Here is a 17,693-nt window from a genome sequence, read left to right on the forward strand (position 1 = left end):
GCGCACGCACGGCGCGAGAAAGTGGCCGAGGGTGGCAGCGCAGGACAAGCAGGAGTACGGCGCCGAGTCGATCACCGTCCTCGAAGGGCTGGAGGCGGTCCGGAAGCGCCCCGGTATGTACATCGGTTCCACCGGTGAACGTGGCCTCCACCACCTGGTGTGGGAGGTCGTCGACAACGCGGTGGACGAGGCGCTGGCCGGGCACTGCGACACCATCGACGTCGTGCTGCTCGCCGACGGCGGGGTCCGGGTCACCGACAACGGCCGTGGCTTCCCGGTCGACCTCCACCCGAAGCTCAAGAAGCCGGGTGTCGAGGTCGCGCTGACCGTGCTGCACGCCGGCGGCAAGTTCGACGGCAAGGCGTACGCGGTCTCCGGCGGTCTGCACGGCGTCGGCGTCTCCGTCGTGAACGCCCTCTCCACCCGGATGGCCGTCGAGATCCAGAAGGACGGCCACTTCTGGCGCCAGTCGTACACCAACTCCAAGCCGACCCCGCTGGAGAAGGGCGAGCCGACCAACGCCACCGGCTCCGCCGTCTCCTTCTGGCCCGACCCGGCGGTCTTCGAGACCGTCGAGTTCGACTTCCAGACCATCTACCGGCGCCTCCAGGAGATGGCCTTCCTCAACCGCGGCCTCACCATCCACCTCCTCGACGAGCGGGTCGCGGAGGGCGAGGAGGGCAAGCAGCGGGAGGTCACCTTCTGCTACAAGGGCGGCATCGCCGACTTCGTCCGGCACCTCAACGCCTCCAAGAACCCGATCCACAAGACGGTGGTCGAGTTCGGCGCCGAGGAGGAGGGCATGTCGGTCGAGATCGCCATGCAGTGGAACGAGTCGTACGGCGAGTCGGTCTACACCTTCGCAAACACGATCAACACCCACGAGGGCGGCACCCACGAGGAGGGCTTCCGGGCCGCGCTGACCAGCGTCGTCAACCGCTACGGCGCCGACAAGAAGCTGCTCAAGGGCGACGAGAAGCTCTCCGGTGAGGACATCCGCGAGGGCCTCGCCGCGATCATCTCGGTCAAGCTGGCCAACCCGCAGTTCGAGGGCCAGACCAAGACCAAGCTCGGCAACACCCCGGTCAAGAGCTTCGTGCAGCGCGTCTGCAACGAGTGGCTGGTCGACTGGCTGGACCGCAACCCGGCCGAGGCGAAGATCATCATCCAGAAGGCGTCGCAGGCGGCCCGCGCCCGCATCGCCGCGCAGCAGGCCCGCAAGCTGGCCCGGCGCAAGTCGCTGCTGGAATCCGGGTCGATGCCTGGCAAGCTGGCCGACTGCCAGTCCACCGACCCGCGCGAGTCCGAGGTCTTCATCGTCGAGGGTGACTCCGCCGGCGGCTCGGCGAAGCAGGGTCGCGACCCGCGTACGCAGGCGATCCTGCCGATCCGCGGAAAGATCCTCAACGTCGAGAAGGCCCGCATCGACCGGGTCCTCAAGAACAACGAGGTCCAGGCGCTGATCACCGCGCTCGGCACCGGCATCCACGACGACTTCGACATCGAGAAGCTGCGCTACCACAAGATCGTGCTGATGGCCGACGCCGACGTCGACGGTCAGCACATCCAGACGCTGCTGCTCACCCTGCTGTTCCGCTTCATGCGGCCGCTGGTCGAGCTGGGCCACGTCTACCTGGCCGCGCCGCCGCTCTACAAGATCAAGTGGAACAAGAAGGGCGACGACGCCCAGTACGCGTACTCCGACCGGGAGCGCGACGGGCTGATCGCCCTGCGCCAGCAGAAGAAGCCCAACGCCAAGCCGGACGACATCCAGCGGTTCAAGGGTCTCGGCGAGATGAACTATCCCGAGCTGTGGGAGACCACGATGAACCCGGCCACGCGTACGCTGCGTCAGGTGACGCTCGACGACGCGGCAACCGCCGACGAGCTGTTCAGCGTGTTGATGGGTGAGGACGTCGAGGCGCGTCGCTCGTTCATCCAGCGCAACGCCAAGGACGTGCGGTTCCTGGACATCTGACGTCCGCTCCGGCCCGGCCGGTCATCCACCGGCCGGGCCTGCGGGTCCACAGAGTTATCCACAGCCTGGCCGGTTTCCACAGCTGTTATCCACAGCACGAAAACGACTCTGAGTCTGATAAGGGTTAACAAGTGACCGATACCCCCGAGTCCACACCGAACGAGCCCGAGGTCCCCGAGACCGTCGGTGCCGTCGTCGCGCACGACCGCATCGAGCCGGTCGGGCTCGAGGTCGAGATGCAGCGCTCCTACCTCGACTACGCGATGAGCGTCATCGTCGGGCGCGCGCTGCCGGACGTCCGGGACGGGCTCAAGCCGGTCCACCGCAAGATCCTGTACGCGATGTTCGACTCGGGGTATCGGCCCGACCGCGGCTACGTGAAGTGCTCCCGTGTGGTCGGCGACGTAATGGGTCAGTTTCACCCGCACGGCGACTCGCCGATCTACGACGCGCTGGTCCGGATGGCGCAGCCCTGGTCGCTGCGCTACCCGCTGGTCGACGGCAACGGCAACTTCGGCTCGCCCGGAAACGACCCGGCCGCGGCGATGCGTTATTGTCTGACCGGAGATGCCCGTATTCGTACCGCTGACGGATCGGTGCGGATCGACCAGGTCGTCGCCGACGCCGCGCCGAGCAGCGAGACCGACATCGAGCTCAAGGTCCGCGACCGCAACGGCGACCTGGTCCGCGCCTCGAAGTTCTTCCACTCGGGCGAGCACCCGACGCTGCGGCTGCGCACCCGCGAGGGGTACGAGCTGACCGGCACCCACAACCACCCGGTGCTCTGCCTGGTGGACGTGGCCGGCGTGCCGACCCTGCTGTGGAAGCTGCTCGCCGAGATCGCTCCCGGCGACCGGGTGGTGCTCCAGCGCAGCGTGCCGGACGAGATCGGCTACCCGATGCTGGAGCACGTCGAGGCGGCCGTCCTGGCGGGCGCCTTCGTGAGCGAAGGCTGGGTGTCCGAGAGGCGGGCCGGCTTCAACAATGTCGATCGCGACTTCTTCGTCCGGGTGTTGGCCGCCTACGACCTCGCGGTCGGCGGCCCCCGGTACGTCAGCGAGCGTGTGATCGCCTCGGGCAGCACGCTGCACGAGCTGGACGTCCAGGACGTCACCGCGCTGCGGGGAAGCATCCTCGGCGAGCTGGTCGGGGCGCGCAGCGCCGGCAAGTTCGTGCCGGAGTTCGTCTGGCGCGGGCCGGCCGCGATCAAGCGGGCCTTCCTGCAGGCGCTCTTCGAGGGTGACGGCTCGTCCTCGCTGCTGCCGCGCCACACCATCCAGATCTCGTACTCCACCCGTAGCGAGCGGCTCGCCCGCGAACTCCAGCAGCTTCTGCTGGAGTTCGGCGTGGTCAGCAAGCAGTGCCGCTACGACAACGGTGAGATCAAGGTCGTCGTGACCAACCGCCGGGACGCGCGGATCTTCGCCGCGCACGTCGGCTTCCTCGGCCGCAAGCAGGCCAAGCTGGAGTCGGAGCTGGCCGCCGTCCCGGCGAGCAGCAGCGCGCTCTCCAGCGACCATGTGCCGCTGGTCGGCGACTTCATCCGCGAGCACGGCGCGACCCGCTGGACCGAGCGGGACTGGCTGCGTCGGCACAACGTCGACCGGGTGGAGCGCTGGGAGCGGGACCGGGACGAGATCGCGGCCCGGATCACCGAGGCCGAGGTGCTCGACGTGGTCGAGCCGCTGGTCGACGGCCGCTTCTACTACGCCGAGGTGATCGGCGTCGCCGACGCGGGCGTGCAGCCGGTCTACAGCATCCGGGTGGACACCGAGGACCACTCCTTCGTCTCCGACGGCTTCGTCAGCCACAACACCGAGTGCAAGCTCGACCCGCTCGCCATGGAAATGATGCGGGACATCGACGAAGACACCGTCGACATGCAGGACAACTACGACGGTCGGGCCAAGGAGCCCACCATCCTGCCGTCCCGGATCCCGAACCTGCTGATCAACGGCTCCGAGGGCATCGCCGTCGGTATGGCCACCAAGATTCCGCCGCACAACCTGCGGGAGATCGGCGCGGCTGTCCAGTGGTGCCTGGAGAACCCGGAGGCCGACGAGGCCACCACCCTGGAAGCACTCCTGGAGATCGTCAAGGGGCCGGACTTCCCGACCCACGGCCTGATCGTCGGCCAGGCCGGCATCCAGGACGCGTACCGGACCGGCCGCGGCTCGATCCGCATGCGCGCGGTGGTGGAGGTCGAGGAAGACAAGCGGGGCCGGCCGGCGCTGGTGGTCAGCGAGCTGCCGTACCAGGTGAACCCGGACAACCTGGCCGAGCGGATCGCCGAGCTGATCAAGGAGGGCAAGCTCGCCGGCATCGCCGACATCCGGGACGAGTCCTCCGGGCGTACGGGCATGCGGATCGTGCTCGTCCTCAAGCGCGACGCGGTCGCCAAGGTGGTGCTGAACAACCTCTACAAGCACACACAGCTCCAGGAGACCTTCGGCGCCAACATGCTGGCGCTGGTCGACGGCGTGCCGCGCACGCTCAACCTGGCCCAGTTCATCCGCTACTACGTCGAGCACCAGATCGAGGTCATCCGCCGGCGGACGGCGTTCCGGCTGCGCAAGGCCGAGGAGCGGGCGCACATCCTGCGTGGTCTGGCCAAGGCGCTGGACGCGCTCGACGAGGTGATCGCCCTGATCCGGCGCTCGCCGACGGTCGACGACGCCCGGCAGGGCCTGATCCGGCTGCTGGACATCGACGAGGTCCAGGCGACCGCGATCCTCGACATGCAGCTGCGCCGGCTGGCCGCCCTGGAGCGGCAGCGGATCCTCGACGACCTGGCCAAGCTGGAGCTGGAGATCGCCGACCTCAAGGACATCCTCGCCAAGCCGGAGCGGCAGCGGAGGATCGTCTCGGAGGAGCTGGGCGAGATCGTCGCGAAGTGGGGCGACGAGCGGCGTACGCAGATCATCCCGTTCGACGGCGAGGTCTCGATGGAGGACCTCATCGCCCGCGAGGACGTGGTGGTCACGATCACCCGGACCGGGTACGCGAAGCGCACCAAGGTCGACGCGTACCGCTCGCAGCGGCGGGGCGGCAAGGGTGTCAGCGGGGCGTCCCTGCGTCAGGACGACATCGTCAGCCACTTCTTCGTGTGCTCGACGCACGACTGGATCCTGTTCTTCACCAACAAGGGGCGTGTCTACCGGGCCAAGGCGTACGAGCTTCCGGAAGCCAGTAGGGTGGCCAAGGGCCAGCACGTGGCCAACCTGCTCGCCTTCCAACCGGACGAGCAGATCGCACAGATCATCGAGATTCCGAACTACCAGGTGGCGCCCTACCTGGTACTGGCCACGAAGAACGGCCTGGTGAAGAAGACGAAGCTCGAGGAGTTCGACTCCCCTCGGTCCGGCGGCATCATCGCGATCAACCTGCGTGATGAGGACGAGTTGGTCGGGGCTGCGCTCGTCGCTCCCACCGAGGATCTGCTGCTGGTCTCCAAGAACGCGCAGGCGATCCGCTTCAACGCCTCGGACGAGGCGCTGCGGCCGATGGGCCGGGCGACGTCGGGTGTGATCGGGATGCGGTTCAGCGAGGACGACGTGCTGCTCGCCATGGAGGTCGTCCGCGAGGGCATGGACGTCCTGGTGGCCACGAACGGGGGCTACGCGAAACGCACCCCGATCGAGGAATACCCGGTGCAGGGCCGGGGAGGTAAGGGCGTGCTGACTGCGAAGATCACCGAGCGGCGCGGTGGTCTGGTCGGCGCTGTGGTGATCGACCCGGACGACGAGCTGTTCGCGATCACCAGTAACGGTGGTGTCATCCGGACTCCGGTGAAGCCTGTACGCCGTACGCGTGATCGGAACACAATGGGGGTCAAGCTGATGGACCTCCCGGATGGCGTGACTATCGTGGCGATTGCTCGCAATGCCGACGAGCCTGACGAACAGGACTAGTTGAATGACGGAGACACAGGCGAAGTCGGGGAACACGGGGACCTCGGCCAACCCGGTCGACGAGGAGGCCGCCAAGAGCGGCGCACCAGCGACCGGCCGCGCGGCCGTGGGTCGGGCGACCGTCCCCGCCGACGCGCCTGCCCCGAAGTTCACAAGGGCTCCCGGCATGGTGCCGCCGCCGGACAAGCCCGGCGAGGAGCCGGAGGCCACGGACAAGCCGGAGAAGCCGGCCGAGGCGACGAAGGTCGACGCCCCGAGCGCAGCCGGGACCGCGACGTCGACCGCGGCGCGGCCGGCGACGACCCAGCCGATCGCCGTCGGCGCCGGGCTGGGCACGGCGACCGGCACGACCGCCGCGACCGGCACGCAGCCCCGGGTCACGGGAAACACCGGCACCCAGCCGCGGGTGACCGGGACGGCCCGCCCGCAGGCGGACGGCCGCCCGGGTGCCCGCCCGCAGGGCGGGGGCCTTCCGCCGGGCATCAGCGGCGCGGCGGCCGTGGGGGCCGCACGCGTGGGCGAGGCGGTACGCGCAGCGCGTACCTCGGTCACGTCGGCCGCCTCCCGCGGACCGCGCCGGGCTCGCCTGAACCTGAAGCGGATCGACCCGTGGTCGGTGATGAAGTTCGCCTTCGCGGTGTCGGTGGTGCTCTTCATCGTCGTGGTGGTCGCGACCTCGGTGCTGTACCTGGCGCTGGACGCGATGGGCGTGTTCGCCAGCGTCAACGACAGCCTGACCGACCTGGTCAGCGCCGGTGGCGGCCAGAGCGCCAGCGGGTTCCAGATCACCGCCCGGGGCGTGATCCTGAGCTCGGCGCTGATCGGCCTGGTCAACGTGGTGCTGTTCACGGCGCTGGCCACGCTCGGTGCGTTCATCTACAACGTGTGCGCCGACCTGGTGGGCGGCATCGAGCTGACGCTCGCCGAGCGCGACTGAGAGACGACCGGACCGCCGGGGTGCCGCCGCGTGCGGGCCCCGGCGTCCCGTTGTCCGGCCCGCGGCGGCCTGATCCACTCGGCTTGCGGCAACCCGCGGTGTCCCACGCCCCGGACACCGCAGGAAGCGGCGTGTCGTGGGGGACGCCCTCCCGGAAAGTCGGTGGGCGGGCCGGCCGGGGCTCGGGTAGGTTCAGGGGCGGCGAGGCCAGCCGGCCAGGCCACCCCGATTTGGGGGCGGCCCGGCCGATGGGTTAACCTTGCTCGTCGCTACGCGGGGCTATAGCTCAGTCGGTTAGAGCGCAGAGCTGATAACTCTGAGGTCGCTGGTTCGATTCCAGCTAGCCCCACCAGAGATCGTCCGACGGCACTGTCGAGCGTGAGGGGTCGCCCCAATGTTCAAGAAGCTGCTGATCCTGGTCGGTGTCGTCGGTGTGGCGGCCGTGGTGGCCAAGAAGGTGAAGGCCTCCAACGACGAGCGCGCCCTGTGGCACGAGGCGACCACCGCGCCCGACCTGCGCTGAGCGCGTCTCTCTCCTGCCAGCACCAGGCGGCTTCGACCGCCCCGGGGCCCTAGCTCAACTGGCAGAGCACTGCCTTTGCAAGGCAGGGGTTAGGGGTTCGAGTCCCCTGGGCTCCACCGACCGCACCATTGTGCGAACCGGTGGTTCTTCTGAAATGCCCCCGTCCGTTCCGGGCGGGGGCATTGTCGTGTCGGTGGGGATCTTGAACACGGGTACGACTCCCTGGTCGGTGAGTTGGACTTCGGCGATGAGGGCTTCGATCGCGGCCTTGCGTTCGGTGGCGGTGCCGCTGGCCATGATGGTGCTGAGGTGGTCGCGGATCCGGGCGACGGTGCCGGGCGGCGGGGGCGCGGGCTGCGACGTCAGGCTGGCGTCGAGTTCGGTGCGCCGGGCTTGGAGTTGGGCGAGCCGTTGGCGGAGTTCGCGGATGCGGGGGCCGGCGGTGGCGTCGTCCATGGTGCCGTTCTCGAACGCCGTGTGATATCGAGCGATGGCGGCTTCGGTGCTGGTGATTTGGCTGGCGAGGGCGGCGAGTTCGGCGCGCCGGTCGTCGCGGGTGCTGTCGCGTTGGGCTTGGGCGCGTTCGATCATGGCGGTGAGGACGGGTTCGGCGGTGGTGTAGAAGTCGTGCAGAGCCTTGAGGATCATCTGGTCGAGGTCGTCGGCGGGTAGCCGGGGTGCGGTGCAGGTGGCGTGTTTGCCGTAGCGGGTGCGGGTGAAGCAGGTGTAGTAGCGGTAGCGGCGGGTGCGGCCGTTGGCGGACGTGCCGATGTAGCGTTGTCCGCACTGTGGACATGTCAGTAGGCCGGTGAGGTAGTAGTCCGAGTCGGACATGGCCCGCTGGGTTTGGACGTCACCGCGCGCTGCGGCGATGTCCTGGGCGCGGCGGAAGGTGTCCCGGTCGATGAGCGGTTCGTGGGCGTCGGGGACGAGGACGTCACGGTAGGCGATGTCCCCGACGTAGGCGGGGTTGTCCAGGATCCGGTTGATGGCGTGTCCGGACCATTTCTTGCCGGTGCGGTTCGGGACACCGCGGGCGTTCAAGTCGGTGGCGATGGCGCGGGTGCCGAGTCGGTCGCGGGTGTAGAGGTGGAAGATGTCGCGGAGGATGGGTGCCTCGTCGGCGTGGGGGACGAGGCGCTGGGTGTCGCGGTCGACTTGGTAGCCGTAGGGGCGGGTGCCGCCGGCCCATTGGCCTTTGCTGGCTTTCGCGGTCATGCCACTTTTCACTCGGTCGATGATGATGTTGCGTTCGAATTCGGCGAACACGGCGAGGAGTTGCAGCATCATGCGGCCGAACGGGCCGCCGGTGTCGATGGGTTCGGTGGCGGAGGAGAATCGCACGTTCGCGGCTTCGAGAGTTCCGATGAGGTCGAGGAGGTCGGCGACGCTGCGGCTGAATCGGTCGAGTCGGTAGACGAGCAGGACGTCGTACATGCCGGCTTTCGCCGCGTCGAGTGCTTTCTTCAGGCCTGGCCGGTCGGTGGTGGCGCCGGAGGCGTCGTCTTCGAATTCGCAGACGATGACCCAGCCGGGGTGGCTTTTCACGTACTTCTGCAGGGCGGCGCGTTGGGCGAGTAGGGAGAACGGTTGGTGTTCGTCGTCGGTGGAGCGGCGGACGTAGATGCACACCCGGCACGGCCCGGCCGGGGTGTCCGGCTGGGTGGGGGTGTGGGCGCGTCGGCCGCGCCGCTTGGGTGGGCTGGTGGGGGTGGGCTTGCCTGTCATCAGGCGGATCCTCCGTGCGGGGTTGGGTGTGGGCGGCCCGGGTGGGTGGGCCGCCCACGCGTCGGGCGGGGGGTTCAGGCGGCGAGGTCGGGGTGCTCGCGCCGGAAGTGGTTGAGCAGGACGGCGAGTGCTTCGGCGGCGTTGTCGAGGTCCTCGGCGGTCATGGGAATGGTGTCGACGCGCGCGATACGCATCGGAATCGTCGTTTCCTTTCCGCCGGTCGAGGTGTTTTTCGCACCGCCGCAATGTGTGGCGGTACCGGGATGCGGGTCGTCAGGATAGCTCCGGACGGTGTTTTCGTCGCGGTGGGGCGCGGTGGCCACGGTCCTCCGAAAAGCGTGTGAAGCTGCTGGGGTCGGAGTCCTTCGTTCATGCGGTTTCCTCTCTTGCGCGGGATCGCGCGATCGATCCGATTGATGCGGGAAATCTGTTTGATGCCATTGGCCTCCTGGCGTGATGGGGCGCGGATGATAGCTCTGCGGGCTGTCACCAGGAAGGGATCGGAACTGTCAGCGGCTCACAAAACTCACCAGGGGCGCCGGAGAGCGGCTGACAGTCGCCGAGCCTTGCGCATCACGGCGAGCGGCGAGGTACCGTCCGCGCCCTCACCTTCTCCGTCTGGTGCGGTGCCGTCACCGCCCGCCCGACCACGGGCCGCCTCGCAGGACGGGTAGACGGCCCCTGTTCCCGCCCGTGTGGGGCACGTAGCCGCGCAACCGGGGCGGTCGGCACTGTGACCCGCTCAGGCGGCCCGTGGTGTGCCGCTGCCTGCGGCGGGGAGGTCGGCCAGGCGCACCGGCGCCCGGTCGGAGCGGTATTGCCACCACACCGCGTCGGCAGGATTGATGCCGGTGACCTCGGCGTGTACGGCGGTGGCCACCGGGTACCTGATCCCGGCGGCGGTGAGTTCCTGGTGCAGGTGCCGCTCCCGTGCCGGAGACGGCAGCCAGAACAGCACCGGCCAGATCCGGCCGGTGACGTGGGCGAGTTCCCGGTAGCCGTGGAGTTTGTCGACCAGCCGGGACAGCGGCCGTTCGGTGCCGAGGTCGTACTCCAGGAAGAACGGCACCCTCCGGTCGCCCTCGACCCAGATGCCGTGCCCGTCCGGCCGCGACCTCGACTCGTAGACCCGGACCGAGACGTCATCGCCGGGCTCGGCGAAGGCACCCATCTTCTGGCAGCGCGCCGACGGCCACCAGCGCACCAACTCGCTGCCGAGGTGGGTACGGGCGTGGCCGGCGAGGGCGGTGAAGAAGCCGTTGACCCCCAGCAGGTGCGGCAAGTTCGCCCGCCTCGTCAAGTGCCAACGCCGCCTGCGGGCCTGGTCCTTACGCGGCAGATCCTCACCGCGCTGCGCGGCGACGACCTCGACACCGAGCTGCGCCAGGACGTAGTGGTACGGGTAGGAGCCGCCGTCAGGCTTCTGCGGCCGGAACCGGTCCATCACCCCCAACTTGTTCGTCAGGGCACGCAGGCGTTCCTGCGCGTAGTCAACCGACGGGAACAGGGCGTGGGCGATCTGGAAGGAGGTGAGCACCCCATGGTCGGCCAGCCAGCCGAGCAGCACGAGATCGCGGTCGGTGAGCTGGGCCTGCACCCGAAGCAGCGGATCAGGCATACGCCACCATCCCAGGGGGGAGAGACCCATTCGGAGGGTCAGTCGCATCACGACAGACGACGCTGACAGCGGCCCTGACCTGGGCTGTGAGCCGAGCCAAAGGGTCCGTTCGGGGGTCCTGTTGAAGCGGGACGCCAAGTGGGAGACCCAGCAGGACCCGCAACGGGAGGTCAAGCCCGCCTCTGTCAGCGGGAGACTTCGAGGATGCGGTAGCCGCCAGCGGCGGCGGCGAGAATCGATGCGTGAACAGGATGTACTCCAAGGTGAGGAGGGGTCGTTTGGTGAGCTCGGACGGGACCGGCGTAGCGGACGCCACGGGGGTGAGCAGATGGATCCGGCGCGAACCACGGCCAGGCGCCACTACGTGGGGTCCGCCTGCGTCCAGGCGAAGGTGGGTGTCGTTGCTTGCGGATCGGCTCGTGGCCGTCGAAGGTCGAAGGCGTGCAGAGATGGGATCCGCTGAAGGAACATCAACTGCTCTTGCTGCGGCGAATCGGCGACGGGGACGACCTCAGCGGCCCCGACGGCGTCGACCAGCGCCACTCGGCCCGGGCGCTGCAGAGCCGTCGGCTCGTCGACGTCAGCCGCCGAGGTGGCGTGTGGCGCGCTCAAATCACCGACGCCGGCCAGTTCTACCTCGACAACGGCATCCACCCCGACCACCCCGACCGCCTCTTGAACGGCACGACGACACCCCGCCAGCGCGTCCGGACCACCGTCACCGCCAAGCAAGATGCGTCGGCCCCTGCCCAGTCGCGAGCCGGCGAGGCCACCACGGCAGCTGGCTCGACGCGGTCCCCAGCCGCCGCGACGGTCGAGCAGGCCCGGCAACTCGTCGAGCGCCTTCAAGCCGAAGGTGGAACGGTGCGAGTCGAGAGCCCCGATTCCGACGAACGCGCCCGGTATCGGCGGGTTATCCACGCCGCCAAGCAGCACGGCCTCGTACCTGCCGGGTTCCACCTCAAGCACACCGGTCGCGCCGCCGGAGACCTGATCATCCGGCTGTCCAACGACGACGACCCGGACGCGACGGACTGGAATCGGATCCGACTTAACACCCGCCGCGTCACCACCGATCCCGATCTCGTGTTCGCCGCTTTGGAGAAGAACCCGGCCGGGTTGGAAGTCACGGAGGCATCCGTCCCCAGGGCGCTGGACCTGATCCGCGGCCTCGCTGCCGAAGCCCGACGACGAGGCCACCGGGTCGGGGTGAACACCAAAACCAAGAACCCGTCGGTCTACCTCCAAATCGACAAGACCCGTCGCAGGGTCAGGCTGATCGAGGAGTACGACGACGTCCCCCACGTCCCCACCGCCGAGGAGGCCCGGCAGTTGCGGCGCAGCCGGTGGATGGTGCTGCCCAAGACCGACCGGGTCGCCTCAGGCCGTCTGCGGATGGAGATCGCCCGCGCCGGCTGGGACAAGAAGGACACCTGGACCGACGACAAGCGCACCACCCTGGAGAAACGCCTCCCCCGCATCATCCGTGACGTCGAAGCCGGCATCGCTGCCGACGAGGAAGCCAAACAGGCCGCCCAACGGGCCCACGACGAATACGTCGCTGAGCAAGAAAGGAAGCGGGCAGAAGAGCGCCGCCGCTGGCAGATCGCCCTCGACGAGGCCCGCCCCCAAGCCACCGAACTCCTGCGCAAGAAGGCGTTCCGGCGGGCCTACGACTCCTGGATCTCCGCCAACGAGATCCGCGCCTTCTGCGACGCCCTCGAAACCGCGCCCGACGAACCAGCCGACTCGGACAACCGCACCCGATGGATCGACTGGGCACGAGCCGTAGCCGACCGCCTCGACCCCACCCGCGGCGAACGAACCCTCGCCGACATCGACTTCGACATCGAACCCAAGCCCGGCGACCTGCGGCCTTTCATAGGCGATTGGAGCCCAATTGAGCCCCGTCGCGAATACCGCTCTGAACGCGACCAGCAGGCCATCGACACTACTCGGCTCCAAGCCGACACCTGGCACCACGGTATGCGCGGACGGGCCACCTGGTGGCGCAAATAGCCGCAGCTGTTCCGCTAGCTCAACCAACCTGCCAGAGCCACCCGCCGTGTTGATCAATGAGTCACGAAGGGAGAAGAAGGATTGTCCTTCCTGGTTGCTCCCACGCGCAGGGATTCGATGGCTGCCGCACAGTTGACTTCGATCGGGCTCGAAGCGTCTAGTCGTTGCATCGGCAGGCCTGGCCAGTCGTCGGTGGTGTGCATTTCGGTGGCAAAAGATCGCAAATATTTCAAGTATCCGGGCGTTACGGTTTGAGACGACTCGAGGCGCTGCAGGGCGACCTTGAGCGCGTTCTCGCCTTCCCCGAGTTCGATTGCCATGCACGGTTGGACGGCGTTGAGTGCTTGGACCGAGACGGCCAGACGTTTCCGGAGGGGTTCGAGTGCCGCATGCCGTTCGCGGGCGTGGGCACGGGCAGATGCGTAGACGGTTTTCGGGCCCCGATCAACCAGGTACACGCGGTCTTGTCCGCGGCTCATGTCGCGGAGGTCGTCGAGACGGTCAATCATTGCCCTGATGAGCGCCTCGGCAACGTCCTTGCCTGTGGTGTTGAGGACCCAGGTGGCGAACTGTTCTGGGGCGGCGATCGTGGGGAGGTAACGCCACAGTGGGCTGGAGACGGCTGCTTCGGCGCCACTGCGGTTCAGGGCGGCGGCAAGGTGTCTGATGAGGGTGCTCTTCCCGCTGCCATCGATCCCGTCGACGAAGATGATCATAAGGATGCCGACTCTTCGATCATGCTCCTCGCGGCCACGAGCGCACCTGGCACCCGGGCGGCTAGCCGCTCGGCCTGCTCTTTGTCGTCTGCGCCTGCGCGGCGGTAGGCGTCGTAGTCCCGGAGGAGCGATCCGAGCTCGCTGTCGGGCCATTCCCGCAGGGCCTCGATCACGTCGGGAAGCCGCAGGCCTACCTCTGGCGCTCGGCGTGTGACGAGCAGCCGCCCGGCGCTCGACAGGACGGACAACACCCGGCGTGCGGTGTCATCGCGTTCCGTTCTTGGGTGGTGGTTCGCGGCCAGACGAGCGACGGCGAACTCGTGGAGTACGGCAAGGTCACCAGCGAGGTCGGTTATTTCTGGAGCGGCGGTGGGGGTAGAGGCGGCACCTGCGATCACGGCGGTGTCGAGCCCTACGCGGCGTAGCACCGTCCGCATCTTCATGTCGTACAGCGGGCCGAGGCGACGGGCGTCGCCCCCGTGGCCGTCAGCGAGGTGCAGTGACACTCGAAGACCGTGGCGTTGGGCCGCTTCACTGACAATCTCGTGGAGCGCCGTGGCGGCGGCCGACGTCGGGGGCAGGTTCCAGGCGATGAAGTCGACGTCGCTCCAGCCCTCCACGAAGTCTCCCCGCGCGGCGGATCCACACAGCCCGACCCCGGCAAGCGGGTGTCCGGCGATGGCGGCCTGGGCCTCTGCCGCCACCTGGTTGACCAGGCTGCTGAGCTTCCGGCTGATCGGCAGAGGGTGAGCGGCACGCCAGGTGATGACGGCAAGGGCGTGATCCAGCATCTGCTGGAACTGGGGATGGCTGGCGGCCTGCCGGGCGGCGGAAGCCTCGAGCCAGCGGGCCTGGACGAAGCCTTCGTCTCGGGCTGGCGTCGTGGCGGTGGTCGCCGTGGTGAAGAGGAACCAGTCGACGGTCTTCGCCGCTGGTGTGCCGTCGTTGTCGGTGAAGGTGTAGGCCTCCTGACCGAGGTACGCGCCGTAGTGCGTGTCGGTCAGGCCGGCCTCCTCAGCAACCTCCCTCTTGGCTGCGTGAAACGGTGACTCACCCGGCTCCAGGCGGCCCTTCGGGGCGACGGTCTGTCGTTCACCGTTCTTGCGGACCTGATCGAGGAGCAGGATGGCAGGAGAGCTGAGGTCGTCGGTCGCGACGACGGCACCGGCGGAGGCGTATCGACGAGTCATGGCTGGATGCCTCCCGAGGATGTCTGGATGGTCTGGAAGGCTTCGCGTAGGCGAGCCCTGAAGGTGATGATGTCGGCAGTGTTGTCGACCCAATGATCGGCAATGGCGCGCCAGGCCGGGATCTGTTCGTGGACGCGTTTCCGCTCGTCCTTGCGTCGGATGATGCGTTGGGCCTCGTCGGCGGTCAGCCCTCGGGTCTGCGCCAGGCGCCTGATGCGGACGAGTTCTGGTGCGGTGATGAAGATGATCGCGCATGGCGCTGGCCATGTTCGCTTCACGGTTGTGGCCAGGGCGGCATCGATGAAGCTCTCGACTGCCAAGGGCGTCTCGCCGTCGTCGGGCAGTTCGAGGAGTTTCGAGACGAACTCGTCGTACCCGAAGTCTTCCCGGGTTTCCATTCCCTCGTGGTAGGCCTGTCGTCCTGAGGTGAGTCGTACGAGGACCGTCCTGATCTTGACGCGGCGGGCGCCGAGGGCGGCCAGATACTCGCCCGCGCTCGACTTTCCGGCCTCGCTGGTGCCGGCGAGGAGGAGTATCGGAGGCGTGGCCGGCTGCCGCATCACGATGTTCCTCCGATCCGACGGATCACCGCGGTAACGCTGGTGGGCAGATCATCTGGGTTGCCGATGCCGACGCGTATGACCGGTACAGCGGCCAGTGCGTCGAGCACCTTCTCCCCGGAGTTGAATGCGGGAAGGCTGCTGCTGATGGTGACCTCGTCAGCCGAGGAGAAGATCGAGACGTGGTCCAGAGTCGGTTCGCGTAGCTTCGCCTCGTGGTCGTTCACCGCGGCGCGCAGCATGTCCCGGGCCGCGAGAGCTGGCGCCTGACACAGCTCCCCGGGGGCAAGGCCATGATCCGGAATAGCGATGAGGCTCAGTGGCAGCGGGCGGTGTCCGTCCGTGGTTGGGGTGGGAAGATCCACCGGGTAGAGCAGCCGCTCGGTGGTGTGGGGTGCCAGCAGCGGCGCCATGTCGGCGCGCACGTGCCAGGGCAGGGTGGGCATCGGCACCACGCAGGGCTGGCCGCCGGGGAAGTTCGTGAAGGCGAACTCGTCGACCAGCAGGCTGCCCCCGCGAGCGGCGACGCCCAGCGCGAGGGACGTCTTGCCCTGCCCACGTCCGCCGTCCAGCACCGCTATCGCGGACCGTCCGCCGTCGGCGGTCACCGCACTCCCATGCAGGAGCGCCAGGTCTCCGTCCCCCATGACGGCCATGGATCGTGCCGCGGCCTGGAGCACCCCGATCGCCAGCGTGGCGGGATCGCCAGCCAGGTCCGCAGCCAGTTCCAGTAGGACCTCACCTCTGCCAACGTCGACGGCAAGCCGCGTCTGGCGCCCACCACGTACCTGCATGACCTGCCCGGTCGGTATGGTCGGCAGCTCCGTGCCAGCGAGTCGGGCGACGAAGCGCCGCAGGCAGCGTGGTGCCGACTCAGCGATCTGAATCTCCAGCGCACGGTTGCCGACTCTCAACAGACTCATCACCGCTCCCCGGGTTTACGGAGGACGAGCCACATCGAGTACCGACGGTGTCTGCCGCGCACCGGAGGTGCCGGGGTCGACACGACACCCTCCTCCGATGTCACGGTCGCGTGCTGCCGAATGCCGCATGCCGCCGTGAGGGCGTACAACTCGTGGGCGGTGGTGAGGTGGGCGTAGCCGGGCGCCGCTCCGCTGGCCTTGTTGGCGAGGTAGATGATGTCGCGCGCGGGAAGCGGCCGTGAGCCGGTCCGGCGCTGCCCCCGCCACCGCGCGGCGCGCGCGGCCAGGTCCAGCAGGTTGGCGACACGGACAAGCCCGAACCGGCCGGCGTAGTGCCAGTTGAACGTCTCCACCAGGACAGTGCCTCCCGGAGCGCACACCCGCCACATCTCGTGCAGGGTCTCCACCCGCTCGGCCTCGGTGGCCAGGGCGTTGAAGGAGAAGCGGAGGCACCACACCTGGTCGAAGCTGTCCGCCGGTAGCGGCAAAGCGTGCATGCTGCCGTGGACGAAGGTACCGTTCGGACATGCGACCCGGGCCGCGGCCAGGGCCGCCTCGTTGATGTCGACGCCGACGATGTCGCCGCCGAGTGCGGTTATCGCCCGGGTGACGCGACCGGCGCCGCACCCCACATCGAGGATCCGCGCCCCCACGCCGAGCCGGCGGTAGAGGGTCTCCTCACAGGGGCGCAGCGGTGCGGTGTCGTAAAACGAGGTCTCACCCGCGTAGTGGACCTGGTTCAGCGCGCGGATCATGGCCGCGTAGTCGATCTCGGTGATACCGCCGTGGGTAGTCGTCATCGCAGTCCCAGTCCTCCGTCGACGTGCAGCGTGCTGCCGGTGATGTACGACGCCCTCGGCGACAGCAGGAAGGTGATCGCGTCCGCCACCTCTTCCGGTTCACCGCAGCGCCTGAGAAGACAGCGGTGGCCGGCGGCCTTGTCGGGGGTCATCTGAGTGGCGATCGCACCCGGCACGACCGTGTTGACGCGGATGCCTCGATCGGCCAGCTGCGCGGCGGTCACCCGGGTGAGCGCCTCCACGCCGCCTTTGGCGACCGCGTACCCGAGTCGCTCCGGGTGCCCGTAGTGGGCGTTGACCGAACTGACGTTGACGATGGCGGCAGGAGCGGCGGCGTACGCGACGAACTCGCGGATCACCAGGAAAGCGGAGCTCAGATTGACTGCGAGCATCCGCTCCCACTCCGCGGCGTCCGCATCGAGGATCGAGGTCCGCTCTACCGCTCCCGCGCAGTTCACCAGCCCACCCACCGATCCCGGCTTGACGTGATCGGCGAAGAACGACTGCACCTGCTGCTCGTCCGCGACGTCAACGTCGTGCCAGGAAGGGCCCTGGTCCCCGCGCGGAACGTCCGCGGGCACATGAATATCCAATCCGTACACCGGAAGGCCCCTGCTCATGGCCGCCCGCACGGTGGCGAGACCGATACCCCGCCCGGCACCCGTCACGATCAGGGCGGATGGAACTGTCTCGTGCTCCACTGGCACCTCCCAGGGTCGTGAAGAACCAGGGCGGATCCGACGAGTGGTCGCGCCCTGATGTCCTTACACTCGCCCTCAGAGTCGCTGTC

14 protein-coding genes, 2 tRNA genes and 1 pseudogene are annotated in these 17,693 nt (G+C 68.3%); 8 read left to right on the forward strand and 9 right to left on the reverse strand.

Annotation, left to right across the window (positions count from 1 at the left end; translation table 11 throughout):
- Positions 1 to 31 precede the first annotated feature (31 nt).
- The 7 genes from gyrB to HCJ94_RS29820 all read left to right on the forward strand — a co-directional run bounded on the left by gyrB (position 32) and on the right by HCJ94_RS29820 (position 8,021).
- The gene (gene gyrB, locus HCJ94_RS00860) at positions 32 to 1,978 is read left to right on the forward strand and encodes a DNA topoisomerase (ATP-hydrolyzing) subunit B (protein ID WP_167999006.1); all 1,947 of its coding nucleotides are present in this window, start codon (positions 32 to 34) and stop codon (positions 1,976 to 1,978) included.
- A 131-nt stretch (positions 1,979 to 2,109) separates the two neighbouring features.
- Positions 2,110 to 5,889 (forward strand): intein-containing DNA gyrase subunit A, encoded by a 3,780-nt coding sequence (gene gyrA, locus HCJ94_RS00865; RefSeq protein WP_167999007.1) that lies wholly within the window; start codon positions 2,110 to 2,112, stop codon positions 5,887 to 5,889.
- A gap of 4 nt (positions 5,890 to 5,893) precedes the next feature.
- Positions 5,894 to 6,826 carry a DUF3566 domain-containing protein gene (locus tag HCJ94_RS00870; RefSeq protein ID WP_167999008.1) on the forward strand — a complete coding sequence of 311 codons (933 nt, stop codon included), beginning with the start codon at positions 5,894 to 5,896 and terminating at the stop codon, positions 6,824 to 6,826.
- A gap of 275 nt (positions 6,827 to 7,101) precedes the next feature.
- A tRNA-Ile gene (locus HCJ94_RS00875) sits at positions 7,102 to 7,178 on the forward strand.
- A 42-nt stretch (positions 7,179 to 7,220) separates the two neighbouring features.
- The gene (locus HCJ94_RS29815; RefSeq protein WP_240943722.1) at positions 7,221 to 7,349 is read left to right on the forward strand and encodes a DLW-39 family protein; all 129 of its coding nucleotides are present in this window, start codon (positions 7,221 to 7,223) and stop codon (positions 7,347 to 7,349) included.
- A 43-nt stretch (positions 7,350 to 7,392) separates the two neighbouring features.
- Positions 7,393 to 7,465, forward strand: a tRNA-Ala gene (locus HCJ94_RS00880).
- A 118-nt stretch (positions 7,466 to 7,583) separates the two neighbouring features.
- The gene (locus HCJ94_RS29820) at positions 7,584 to 8,021 is read left to right on the forward strand and encodes a hypothetical protein (protein WP_240943723.1); all 438 of its coding nucleotides are present in this window, start codon (positions 7,584 to 7,586) and stop codon (positions 8,019 to 8,021) included.
- An 18-nt stretch (positions 8,022 to 8,039) separates the two neighbouring features.
- On the opposite strand, the pseudogene HCJ94_RS29825 reads toward HCJ94_RS29820, so the two are convergent.
- The 3 genes and pseudogenes from HCJ94_RS29825 to HCJ94_RS00895 form a co-directional block, all read right to left on the reverse strand.
- Positions 8,040 to 9,077 (reverse strand): annotated as a pseudogene (locus HCJ94_RS29825) (recombinase family protein); the annotation flags it as partial.
- A 74-nt stretch (positions 9,078 to 9,151) separates the two neighbouring features.
- Complete coding sequence (locus HCJ94_RS00890; protein WP_167999009.1) at positions 9,152 to 9,400, reverse strand: hypothetical protein; 249 nt, start codon at positions 9,398 to 9,400, stop codon at positions 9,152 to 9,154.
- Between the two features lie 419 nt (positions 9,401 to 9,819).
- Complete coding sequence (locus HCJ94_RS00895) at positions 9,820 to 10,695, reverse strand: replication-relaxation family protein (protein ID WP_167999010.1); 876 nt, start codon at positions 10,693 to 10,695, stop codon at positions 9,820 to 9,822.
- 405 nt (positions 10,696 to 11,100) lie between these two features.
- Between HCJ94_RS00895 and HCJ94_RS00900 the strand changes: the two genes are divergently transcribed.
- On the forward strand, positions 11,101 to 12,714 hold the full coding sequence (locus tag HCJ94_RS00900) for a hypothetical protein (RefSeq protein ID WP_167999011.1): 1,614 nt from the start codon (positions 11,101 to 11,103) through the stop codon (positions 12,712 to 12,714).
- A 53-nt stretch (positions 12,715 to 12,767) separates the two neighbouring features.
- Here the strand turns inward: HCJ94_RS00900 and HCJ94_RS00905 are convergent, their stop codons facing one another.
- The 6 genes from HCJ94_RS00905 to HCJ94_RS00930 are packed head-to-tail and all read right to left on the reverse strand — an operon-like array spanning position 12,768 to position 17,571.
- Entirely contained in the window at positions 12,768 to 13,430 is a 663-nt protein-coding gene (locus HCJ94_RS00905) for a nucleoside/nucleotide kinase family protein (protein ID WP_167999012.1), read from the reverse strand.
- Positions 13,427 to 14,620, reverse strand: a complete 1,194-nt coding sequence (locus HCJ94_RS00910; protein WP_167999013.1) for an NUDIX domain-containing protein — start codon at positions 14,618 to 14,620, stop codon at positions 13,427 to 13,429. Before HCJ94_RS00910 ends, HCJ94_RS00905 begins: the two co-directional genes overlap by 4 nt.
- The gene (locus tag HCJ94_RS00915) at positions 14,617 to 15,180 is read right to left on the reverse strand and encodes a hypothetical protein (protein WP_205800414.1); all 564 of its coding nucleotides are present in this window, start codon (positions 15,178 to 15,180) and stop codon (positions 14,617 to 14,619) included. Before HCJ94_RS00915 ends, HCJ94_RS00910 begins: the two co-directional genes overlap by 4 nt.
- Complete coding sequence (locus HCJ94_RS29830) at positions 15,180 to 16,103, reverse strand: hypothetical protein (RefSeq protein ID WP_240943725.1); 924 nt, start codon at positions 16,101 to 16,103, stop codon at positions 15,180 to 15,182. The genes HCJ94_RS00915 and HCJ94_RS29830 overlap by 1 nt, the downstream gene beginning before the upstream one ends.
- On the reverse strand, positions 16,103 to 16,903 hold the full coding sequence (locus HCJ94_RS00925) for a class I SAM-dependent methyltransferase (RefSeq protein WP_167999014.1): 801 nt from the start codon (positions 16,901 to 16,903) through the stop codon (positions 16,103 to 16,105). The genes HCJ94_RS29830 and HCJ94_RS00925 overlap by 1 nt, the downstream gene beginning before the upstream one ends.
- A complete protein-coding gene (locus HCJ94_RS00930) occupies positions 16,900 to 17,571 on the reverse strand; it encodes an SDR family NAD(P)-dependent oxidoreductase (RefSeq protein WP_309227096.1) in 672 nt (223 codons plus the stop codon). The genes HCJ94_RS00925 and HCJ94_RS00930 overlap by 4 nt, the downstream gene beginning before the upstream one ends.
- Positions 17,572 to 17,693: the final 122 nt, after the last annotated feature.

Origin of the sequence: Micromonospora thermarum (assembly GCF_012034245.1) — a bacterium.
In the GTDB taxonomy this organism is placed as follows: Bacteria; Actinomycetota; Actinomycetes; order Mycobacteriales; family Micromonosporaceae; genus Micromonospora; species Micromonospora thermarum.